A 9,310-nucleotide genomic window follows, 5' to 3' on the forward strand; every position below is an offset into this window, starting at 1 on the left:
TAATTATGGTAAGAGAACTTTATCAACGGCTCAGGGAATATTTCAACAACTTACCCGAACCGACAGAAGAGGAAAGACAATTTATCCGGGAGCTGAACGCCGGGTATTTCCCTATCACGTCCGTCCACCGCGATGACCTGGAAGGACAAGGTTTCGATGTGGAAAAGATCAGCGATGACGACATGCAGAATCTGGCGGAAAAGATGGCCGACGATTACTGCGAACAGTTGTTCTGGCCCAGCATGGAAATCATTGCCGGAGAAATCCTGAGTTTCCCGAAAGTAAAAACAAAAGACATTATCTGTCCGAAATGCAATTCGGAAAATATCCGTTATGATATTCACGAAAGTCGGTTCCACTGCGGCGAGTGTTCCCTGGCATGGGATGACAAGTTATATGCACTCGTGGAATTTCCCGAGGAAAGTGCTCCTTTCGAGGAAGAAGGAACCGGTTATCCGGCATGGGGAAGCGGGGACAACGGGGCGCTTTACGTGCCCGAGGAAGACTATATACGCCATACCGGCAAATCTCCCGAACGGGACAAGTGTTACCGTGCCGTGTGTTGGCCGGACTCCCAGAAATACATGGGAACGAAAGGTTGTGAACCCATACAGGATGAAAACGGGATACGGGATTTTGGCACATCGGCATACTGGGTGCCGCTGCTTCTGACGGAAGAAGCGGCAGAGCGACGAATGGACAAGAAAAAGGCACCGGTATGCCCCGAATGTGGGGGCACAGATATTGACATTCTGAGTGACGAGGGCGTGGCCGTATGCAATGACTGCTGCCTTGAATGGCCTTACGCGGAGGATTGAGAATGGAAACGGTAGATGTTTATACGGAACGAGGCGACCTGGTCACCTGTTCCGATTGCGGCAAGGTGATGCTCCTGCCGTATGGAGCGGATAAATGTCCCGCCTGCAAGAAAGAAGGTTGCCTGGTATGGACGGACGAAAGCTTGCGGGAAGCCGACATCGACTCCCTGCTCGAGAGGCACTGTAACCTGCACCAGAAGAGCGAACTGCAACCGGAGGAGTATCTTTCACTTTCCATACTGGTGACCGAGTATATTCCGTATCTGGCCGATAAACCGCAGACAGCGCGTGAAACCCTGTTCCTACTCCTTGAAACCGGCTCTCTTTTCGAGAAATACTGGCGGGATACAAGATGCTTCCAATCCGAAAATATCTACACGCCCGCCATCAAGACACTGCTTGACAAACTGGACGTGAAACTGCGAGAGGGCGACACGATTCCGGTAGAATACCAGGATTGCCGCTCCCTGGAGGACTTCTTCAGGGTCGTTGCCGGCGAGCGTCCGGCAAAGGAAGAGGTATCGTTTTCTTCAGATAAGGAGGGAAACTATTATTTCAACGGACGCAAGGTCAAGGTGGAAAATTCTGACGAGTACGCCTACCGCCTGCTGAAAACCAAAATACAGACGAGCTACCGGCGTCCGGTAGATTTTTACTTCCGCTTCCTTGCCCGTTTCGGACCATACGGAACTTATGGCAACGTGTATTACCCGAGTATCACGGACCTGATATGCAGGCGTTACCTGCCTGAAACCGCAAAATGAATTCCGGAAAGGCGATGGACAACGGTTCACCGCCTTTCTTATTGTATAACTTTTTTAATATCAATCATTATGGCAACAGCATTAGCAACAACGGCCGCCCCCGTGCAGTTCGATTTCCAGAACAACAACGTCGAGGTGATGACGCTCGACACGCTCCGGCGCACACACAAGGAAAATGACATCTATGGCAACCCGCTCAAGGGAATCTACCATTACGAGGTGATAGAGCGCATGGCGGACATCTGCCAGAAACACAACCTGAATTACGAGGTGGAGGAAATCTTCGCCGCCCAGAACAAGAACAAGGCACAGCCCGGCGTGGTCGTCCTGCCCCAGGTGGAACAAAAGTACGGGGCGATGGCCGTCGAGGCGCATATCCTGCGCCGCGTTTATACGACCATCCGCATTAAGGAATGGGAAACGGACGAGCTGACCACGACGCTTGTCATCGCCTTCCATCAGGACGGCATCCAGGCGGCCATCGGCCCGTGCGTCAGGGTGTGCCACAACCAGTGCATCCTCTCCCCCGAACGCAGTGTGTCGAACTACGGGAAAGACAAAGTCACCACCGAAGAGCTTTTCGGTCGTGTAGACGAGTGGCTCTCGAACTTCGAGGTACAGATGAACGAGGACAGGGAACGCATCCGCCGCCTGAAAGCGAAAGTAATTACCCCGGTGGAGATGTACGCCTACATCGGATTGCTGACAGCATTGCGCGTATCGCATGACAGTTCCGACAAGCGTCTTTCGTCCAAGGTGGAGACCTATCCCCTGAACCAGTCCCAGATTTCCATCTTCACCGAGGACCTGCTCAAACTCACCGAAGAGAAGAAGACGCTCACGGCGTGGGATATCTATAACGTGGCAACCGAAATCTACAAGCCCGGACGTACGGACATTCCGGCCATGATTCCCCAGAACGGGGCGCTGGCCGAGCTGATGCTCTCGGAAGGGTTGCCGGAATCTTAAAAGGCTGCCACGTGACAAGAATCAAGGGACAACTGACGACAGCCGACTACCTGCCCATAGCGGAATATAACAGGCTGGTCCGCGGGCTTGAGAAGGACGGCGAGTACCTGTGGGAGACCTACTGCTGGCTGTCGTTCTGCACGGCATGCAGGGCCTCCGACGTGAGGACCCTGCGCTGGAAAGACATCTTAGGAAAAAGCACCATGACCCGCATCGAGCAGAAAACAAAGAAAAACCGCCTGATCAAGTTCAACAGGGACGTGCAGGAGAAGAACCGTTTCCTGTACGAGATGCTCGGACAACCCGCCCCCGAACAGTACATCTTTCTCAGCCCGCGTACCGGGAAACCTTACTCGCTGGAATACATCAACAGGCTGCTCAAGGTATTCAAGGTAAGGTACAGGCTGCCGATCAGGGCATTCTCCACACATACCTTCCGCAAGACTTTCGGGCGCTATGTCTACGAGCTGATGGGACGCTCGGCCGAGGGCCTGATCCTGCTCAACCAGATATTCCGCCATTCCAACCTGGAAACCACCCGGCGCTACATCGGGCTGGCGCAGGAGGACATCGACAAAGTGTTCGATTCCATACGTCTATGAGAATATTTTCAACGATGCCCGGAACCCGAGCGGGAGGTTCCGGGCTATGCTTTATATAACATATCAAAATCAGAACTGTAAATGGACACACCGATATATATCGACACATACTTCCGCGTCGAGTCCGGCTATGACGGCGGTCGCATGCCGGAAGAGAAAGCCGGACGCTTCTTCGACGAGGTAAAGCGCCTTTTCACGGAAACAGGGTTCAGCATCAAGGAAAACAAATACAAAGACGGTTGTCCCGAGGTGTATCTCGGAAAGACATGCCTGTACTGTCATCCCCAATCGTTATCGGGCCCTGTTCTTAAAGAGCACATGGAGCTTATCGAGAAGATTCTGGCACAAGGAACGACCTTCCGGTACCTACGTACTGACACTTACGGCGAGATTCTCGACCTGACGGAGGAGGAAGAACTCGCGTATTACCACAAGACTCATGACATGACTATCGGGGGTGTCTTTCTCGACGCCTTCCGCACCAAGCGCCGGAACCTGTACAAGAGCCGGGAGCAGGTGCTGGAAATACTCGTCGAAAAGCTGCGTGTCAAGACACTCCGTGGGAAGTCCGTTTATTCGAACACCTCCCCGGCATACCGTTATATCAGGGAAATGTACGGGAAAATGGTGTCTGAAGGACGGCTCGTCGAGGGATGCAAGCAAACCGCTTCCGGGAAACTGCCGCTCTGCCGCACGGCAACCGGCAGGGAACTGAAAATGAAAAGACGGGAAGACGACAGGACGGAATGACACGCGGTTCCGTACCGGACATGGCCGGATACCAGTCCGAAGACTTCTGTAAATCATAAATTTCAAGCCGGACTGTCAATCGAAAGAAGGACGACCCGGCTATACTTCAACAACAAGAGATAGCACTATTATGAGCATACAAATCGGAAAACTGTTGCCGGACGGCAGTGTCCGGCACATCAAGGCGCTCCATGAGACGCTTTCAAAAGACCTTGTGAGGAAACTCCGGGTGTTCTATCCCAATGACAGACGGGTAGATGCCCTGCTGTCGCTGGGCGACATACAAAAACTGGGACCGTCACCCTATGGAAAATGGACAGGAACCGGCGATACCGTCCACTGTTTTTCAAAGATCCGTGACGGACGGGAAACACCGCGGCAATCCGCATCACGCATCGCGGACAACGCAGACATTTTCGGCCGCATGGAGGACACGTGCCTCCTGTTCGATAACGGCAGATGGCATGTCATGGACAAGGGAGAATACTGTGAACAGCCGCTCTTCGTCGAAGATACGCCCTCCCATGACAGCATGAAACCGATCACGGTATATGTGAACAACCATGTCCGACTCGAAAAGATAAATACACCGCAGCACTGGCAGGGACTTGAGGAACTCGCCGAACGGGAATCCAGGATACTCTATGTCTACCGGGGGTGCCGCCTTGTGAGAATCGTCCGTTCGTCCAACCTTAAAAAGAAACTGTATGCGGCACAATAACATCGTATCGGCCATAGAATGGCTGCCGGAACACCTGTTCACGGAAGAGATCGTGGAAGCAGCCGTCGAAAGCAAGGAAATAGAGGTGCTGAGCCATATTCCGGGACGTTTCCTCACACCCGGACGTATAGAACGAATCATCGCGGGCAGCACGGAGAGCTGGCACAGCTTCGAGCTGCGCAATATTCCGGAGGCGTACCGTTCGGGAGCAGTCTGTGACTACGCCATGCGCAAAAAACCGAAGAATATCACGGCCGTTCCCGAAGCAATGGTTACCCGAGAAATGGCAGAAGCGGTCATCCGAAACGGACGCGGGGATTTCGACATTCTCGCCTTCATACCTGAACGCCTTTGGGATGCGCAACTGGCATACCTGGCCTTGCGCAGCTATATTTACGACCCGTATTACACGGACAGCAGGACAGACGCCGTCATGAAAACGGGGCTTATCCTCGGATATGTCCCCGTTGAGGTAAAGACTCAAGAGTTCTATTACGGGATGCTCGACGGGATGAAAATATTGAGCACGGTTACCGATGCCGTCGTGCCGTCCCGTTTCAAGACTGCGGCATACTACCGCAAGATGGCGGAACATGACCTCTCGCTTGTTCCCGCCCGGTTCTATTCCTATGAGATTCTCCATGCGGCTGTCTGTTCGACCGAAGGAAAAAACTTCATCACAGACCCCCAGTTTTTCAAGCCGTTGTCGGTATATCTGGACGACATGCTGGCGGACCGGCTGATGGAGAAACACCCTTACATGTTCGGGGAGTTGCCGAAGCGGTTCAAGACACCGGAAAGACTGGTCATTGCCATCGATAACAGCAAACGGGAGACGAACTGCTATATCGACGAGGAAACTGAACAATCCCTGCTCTCGGTGGAAGTGTGCAAGGCATTCATCCGAAGAAACGGCAACTGTCCCGAATTTCCTGAAAATGTATGGACGCGGGAATTTGTCGACTACTGCATGGAGCACGGGACGAGTTTCCGCTGGTTCCGCCAGATGCCCAAAAAGTTCCAGAGCTCCGCGAACACGCAGGCGGCGTATGATTACGGTCATTACCATATCTGTGACTTTGCCAAACGGTTCATCACTCCGCAAATGGCGAAGGAGTGCTACCAGGAGCGCAGTTATGCACATGCCATCCCCGGACATTTCCTCACGGAGTTCTGCCGACAGACCGGACTGCCCGAGAAGTTCTACGGCGGGGAAACCACGATGCTGTCGCTGAAAAACAGCCGTGACGACTATACTTACTGCAAAGTCGGCAATACCTGTCTGGCCTTTTACCTGAAAGAACAATACGAGCCGTCCTCGGCACATCTGATGATGACGCGGTCGGATTCAAAATACTGCACGCCGGAGAAGGTGTTCGACGTGCCTGTCGGAACCTTCCACCGCACGTGGCTGGAAAAGATCGTGGCGGAAAACGACCCCCGCTTTGTCAAACCCCGTGTGGACAAAGCGTTGAAAGCCGTACAGGCGGTCTGCTATTACGGTGTCGAGAAGTTGAAGGACCTGAACCGTACGGAAATCTTCCGCAACACCTTCATGGGTGAGACCATCGGTTACTGCGCCCGCCGCAGGGACCTGACCTACCACAGCGACAACTGCGGGACCCTTATCGAGGGCTTGAAGTTCAAGATCCGGGGAATGGCTGTCCCCGTAACCTTGGCGGAAGACATGACTCCTTATACGGCCGACATGCTGCACCGGAAGTTCGGCTTCTGCTATATCGGAATGACGGCATTCGCCACGGACTACGGCCTGGACATGGAGAAGGCATACACCTTTGCACAGATGCGCCAGATCGTAAGGGAGAAAGGGCACAAGCCGTCATTGAGAAACTACAAACGTGAACTGAAACAAATAAACATCATACAATGAAAAAATACCGGATAGCTATCGAAGAGACGCTCCGTAAGGTCGTGGAGATCGAGGCAGAAACGCCCGGTCTGGCCGTCTGCAGGGCGGAAGACGAATACAATGAAGAGAAACACGTGCTGTCAGCCGACAATTTCGCAGGAGCTGACATCGCGCTCTCGACTGATGACAGCACGGTCATGGAGACTCTGGAAGACGTGGATTTCATCGGATACGTGCAACGCCGTTTCGAGGAATGCCGGGAGTCCATATCCGTCGAAGACAAAGTCCGGCTGGCATTCGGAAGTTTCGACAACGCCCTGTATGAGTTCGGCGAATACCGTAAGGAGGCGGCCCGGAACCGCCCGCAGGTCTACCTGCTGTACCGGAGCGATGCCTGGCACAACCGTTCTTCCATGGAGCTCATAGCCCCGTTCTCCTCCCTCGAAAACATGATGGAGTACCTGCGGCGTAAGAAGAAGGAATTCCGCCTGACGGAAAGTGATCTGGAAGAGTTCAAGAACAACCGGCAGACGAAGGGGCGCGACGAAAACTACCTGTACGAGTCGGATTATTTGGATGTGCTGCCGGAACAGGAACCCGAACTGCCGCCGAAAGATGACGCTTTCTATGACAAGGTTTTCACCTGCGGGCAATCCGAGCTGTCACGCAGGGAGTTGGAATCTCTGCCGGAGCCGTTCGATACCTACCATGTTACGGACGAAGAAATGGAACAGATTGTGTACGAAACGGAAATGGAGACACGGGACCGGCTGCGGCTCGGTAAAAGAAAGCCCATAGATTTTGACAATGACCGCCATAGTGAAATCTGGTGGGAAGAAATGGAAAAAGCAGTGGTAAGGCACGGCGTACCGTACTACGAGGCCGAATAACGAAAATAGAACCTGTTCATCACATGCCATAATGATGACGGGCCGTCGCGGCTACGGCTGCGGCGGTCTTTTTTTTCAAAACGAGGTGAGTATTCCACCCCTTATACAAAACGATTACCTACTCTTAAAAAAACGGATTTATGAAACAGACAAGACAGGATTTCTTCACGGCGAACGGGGAAGGAATCAAAATCATGACATTTACGGAGTTCGCCCGGCATATCCTGCGTATGGAATGCGGGGAAAGTCTGGAACTGTATGCCGTTGTGAACCGGCAGCCACGGGAATGCTCCCGGCCGCTCTCTGTCAGAAAGGAACAATGGAACGGTACGCCCTTTTACCTGCTCGGCGGGCACGGGCAGGAAGTCCGTACCATCAATTTTGCGGGTCGTCCGAAAGAGGAGTTTGAAACGACCTGCCATGATGTCTTGGACAGCTACGATGCCGTGGAAAGTATCGGGGCGGTCGTGTCAAGACTGCGTGAATTATCTCCTGAAGAACTGCATAAGCGGATTGCGGAAGAGATGAAGACCGGCTGTAAATACCTGTTGGTCTACCGCAGCGAGGAGGAGATGACGGCCGCACTCGACGGCAAGATATACGCCATCAGCGATACGGACGGCAAATTCCTTTGCGACCTGTATCAGCCGGATTATCTCCATCTGGAAAACGGGGGCGATATTGTGGACACCGCATCCATTCCGGACATGCATTTCCATTCCGATTGGGCAATCGCCAACCCCACGGTACGCGACAAGGTGCTCTCCTCCCGGATGGTGATTATATATACCCACGAAACGGTAACGCTATGATAGAGATTGGCAACAGGATAGAAACGCCGGAAGGTGTGTTCTATGAACTGGAATACGGAGGGGAAGGAAACATCTACAAGAACGAGGATGCCTTTCTCAACCGCCCCGATGAAGTGTGCTATGTACCTGAATACGCGGCAGAAGACCGTGAGGACTGGCGTGTGTCGGAGAGCAGTGACGGCTGTTTCACGCATAACTCACTGCTCGCCCTGTGCAAGGGTAATGAAGAGGTGTGCCAGGATCTGTTTTACAGCCTTGAATGGACGTACCCGACCACCTTGCTGGAAGAATGGGACTCGAACGGCTATTTCGATGAGATCGAGGGCTGGTATGACAGTAACGATTAAATGGAACGGCATATCATGGACAGGAAATACAAAATCACATACTCGGGAAAAATCACGGGCAAGACCCCGAACTACATATTGAGCCTGCGGGCGCATCTGAAAGGCATCTTCCCTGAAATGGAACGGTATGGTAAGGAAGAATTCGACCACGTACTTCATTGCATCAGCTCGTTCATTGATGATTTTACCTTCAAGGTACGCAATTCCCGATACCGGGGAGACATCCTGAAAAGGACTATCAGTAACGACTGCCTGAAAGTGTTCAACCTGGGTGACGAGAAAGTGATACTGACCGTCTCCTTCACCCCGCTGGAAACATGAAACCAACAATATGACAGATATGGATAAAATACAGAAAGACAATGCGGAGCCGGGCAAAGCCCCGGACAAAATGAGCGCCGACAAGCTGCATCTGTTCGCCACCCAGTACGCCTTTATCGACGGACGGCTGCACGAGGCCGAGCAAGCCATGCTGAAATTCATGCTGGAGTTCCTGGCACAATATGGCCGCGTATCACTCGGCCTTACAGAAGAGGAGGAACTCGATGACAACAACTTCCCCGTCACGACAACCCTGTACGGGAAGCACGACACGTCCCGTATCAAGCTTACCGATGTCTACCTGACGGATGACGGGGAATATCTCCTTGCTGACGGAATAGATGCGGAGACCGGGGAAAAACGGGACGGATTCTATATCTACAGCGAACAATACGCCGATATCTTCCAGTTCGTCGGCCACGCTTCGGAGATGAACTGACGAATGA

General features: G+C 52.8%; 12 protein-coding genes. All 12 read left to right on the forward strand.

The window, feature by feature from the left end:
• Positions 1-5 precede the first annotated feature (5 nt).
• The 12 genes from DXD68_RS10380 (at position 6) to DXD68_RS10435 (ending at position 9,303) form a co-directional block, all read left to right on the forward strand.
• Entirely contained in the window at positions 6-818 is an 813-nt protein-coding gene (locus DXD68_RS10380) for a hypothetical protein (protein ID WP_008860793.1), read from the forward strand.
• A complete protein-coding gene (locus tag DXD68_RS10385) occupies positions 797-1,582 on the forward strand; it encodes a hypothetical protein (protein WP_004293657.1) in 786 nt (261 codons plus the stop codon). The genes DXD68_RS10380 and DXD68_RS10385 overlap by 22 nt, the downstream gene beginning before the upstream one ends.
• Before the next feature lie 69 nt (positions 1,583-1,651).
• Positions 1,652-2,551, forward strand: a complete 900-nt coding sequence (locus tag DXD68_RS10390; protein WP_004293658.1) for a DUF932 domain-containing protein — start codon at positions 1,652-1,654, stop codon at positions 2,549-2,551.
• Positions 2,552-2,562: 11 nt separating this feature from the next.
• Positions 2,563-3,153, forward strand: coding sequence for a tyrosine-type recombinase/integrase (locus DXD68_RS10395; protein ID WP_004293659.1), 591 nt, complete (start codon positions 2,563-2,565; stop codon positions 3,151-3,153).
• 81 nt (positions 3,154-3,234) lie between these two features.
• Positions 3,235-3,903: a hypothetical protein gene (locus DXD68_RS10400; RefSeq protein ID WP_004293660.1), complete on the forward strand. Its 669-nt coding sequence runs from the start codon at positions 3,235-3,237 to the stop codon at positions 3,901-3,903.
• A gap of 130 nt (positions 3,904-4,033) precedes the next feature.
• A complete protein-coding gene (locus DXD68_RS10405) occupies positions 4,034-4,624 on the forward strand; it encodes a hypothetical protein (RefSeq protein WP_004293661.1) in 591 nt (196 codons plus the stop codon).
• The gene (locus DXD68_RS10410; protein WP_008143046.1) at positions 4,611-6,515 is read left to right on the forward strand and encodes a hypothetical protein; all 1,905 of its coding nucleotides are present in this window, start codon (positions 4,611-4,613) and stop codon (positions 6,513-6,515) included. Before DXD68_RS10405 ends, DXD68_RS10410 begins: the two co-directional genes overlap by 14 nt.
• Positions 6,512-7,384, forward strand: coding sequence for a DpnD/PcfM family protein (locus DXD68_RS10415; RefSeq protein WP_004293663.1), 873 nt, complete (start codon positions 6,512-6,514; stop codon positions 7,382-7,384). Before DXD68_RS10410 ends, DXD68_RS10415 begins: the two co-directional genes overlap by 4 nt.
• A gap of 140 nt (positions 7,385-7,524) precedes the next feature.
• The gene (locus DXD68_RS10420; protein ID WP_117513729.1) at positions 7,525-8,196 is read left to right on the forward strand and encodes a tyrosine protein kinase; all 672 of its coding nucleotides are present in this window, start codon (positions 7,525-7,527) and stop codon (positions 8,194-8,196) included.
• The gene (locus tag DXD68_RS10425) at positions 8,193-8,543 is read left to right on the forward strand and encodes a hypothetical protein (protein WP_004293665.1); all 351 of its coding nucleotides are present in this window, start codon (positions 8,193-8,195) and stop codon (positions 8,541-8,543) included. The genes DXD68_RS10420 and DXD68_RS10425 overlap by 4 nt, the downstream gene beginning before the upstream one ends.
• A 15-nt stretch (positions 8,544-8,558) precedes the next feature.
• Positions 8,559-8,864 carry a hypothetical protein gene (locus tag DXD68_RS10430; RefSeq protein WP_004303937.1) on the forward strand — a complete coding sequence of 102 codons (306 nt, stop codon included), beginning with the start codon at positions 8,559-8,561 and terminating at the stop codon, positions 8,862-8,864.
• A 19-nt stretch (positions 8,865-8,883) separates the two neighbouring features.
• Positions 8,884-9,303: a hypothetical protein gene (locus tag DXD68_RS10435; protein WP_229092735.1), complete on the forward strand. Its 420-nt coding sequence runs from the start codon at positions 8,884-8,886 to the stop codon at positions 9,301-9,303.
• The last annotated feature ends 7 nt before the right edge of the window (positions 9,304-9,310 follow it).

The organism is Parabacteroides sp. TM07-1AC, from assembly GCF_003480915.1.
Classification (GTDB): Bacteria; Bacteroidota; Bacteroidia; order Bacteroidales; family Tannerellaceae; genus Parabacteroides; species Parabacteroides chongii.